The sequence below is a fragment of the Plesiomonas sp. genome (genome assembly GCF_051650925.1).
GTDB lineage: Bacteria > Pseudomonadota > Gammaproteobacteria > Enterobacterales > CAMTGL01 > Plesiomonas.
On sequence record NZ_JBOFRH010000235.1, the window covers coordinates 1 to 1,054 of the forward strand.

The 1,054-nt window shown below is 44.4% G+C and carries 1 protein-coding gene; it reads left to right on the top strand.

Annotated elements, in window-relative coordinates; translation table 11 throughout:
• The coding region (locus tag ACRC27_RS05545) for a hypothetical protein (protein WP_438639384.1) at nt 1–314 on the top strand (314 nt) is incomplete at its 5' end.
• Nucleotides 315–1,054 lie beyond the last annotated feature (740 nt).

The following is a 1,054-nucleotide window of genomic DNA, read 5'->3' on the forward strand; positions in this document are numbered from 1 at the left end:
GGATGGATCGTCGCCAAATTGACGAATATTGCAGAACAAACAGGCGGAATAGTGTCGGATGGATCGCGATTAAATGGAGAGGGATAGGGAATACATCACATCCACATCAAGCCCTCGCCATGACAAACCAGAGAAATGGGCTGGTTTTAGCCATTATTTACAAACAACTTCACATTGCCATACGTGAAACCCACCAAGTTAAAAATAATAATGCTTATAACTCAATGCATTACTGTTATCAAAGTGACATTAGCCGTGCTCGTCATCACATCAGATCGTGCGGAATAGCTACGGACGGATCGCAGTTAAAATAATGCCCAAAATCATCAGCGGATCACCCCGCGCAAGAGATCCTGCCACAGATATGCACCGATCCCTCCGCTAACGCACCGAACGGCCACCACGCTTTGCACGCAACCAGAGGCATAATCGCGCCAATCACCGGCAAAAATGCGACCGCCATCAAATCCGCCGGTTCAATCAGCAATGACTTTGAAATTAAAAATGTCACACCGGCGGAGCAACTGCTAGACTACGCCGGTAACACCTAGCAACAAGCTCGCAGAGCGCGTTTAATTGACGAAAAAAACAGCGTTATTCACACCCATATCGCACCTTGGAACATGGCAGCCGCCGCCAAGGTGAAAAGGTTGGACACCGTCGTCAATAACCTGTTTATAGGCTGTGATACTTACGAATGGATCGTTTTTAACGTAGTGTGGATCGTTCAAGGAGCAGAAGTGGATCGTCAGTTAAACAACGAGTGGATCGTTGCTAACAAAGGGTGGATCGTTAACTAAACAGGCGGTTTTTATTTGGATCGCAGTTTTTAATGTATTGAATCACTTAGCTTTTTAACGGTTACCCACAGTACCCATGATCTAAGATAAATAAGATATAAAGAAAAAAAGAATTAGGATATAAACAAACAATAAGTTTTTTTGGATTTCTAAAATGCTGATATACGACAACACACACTGGATTGAGCATGATCGGAGTACAAGTGAAGGTTCGCTGATCAAAGTGGAGCAGACGGATGCCGTATATGACGCGC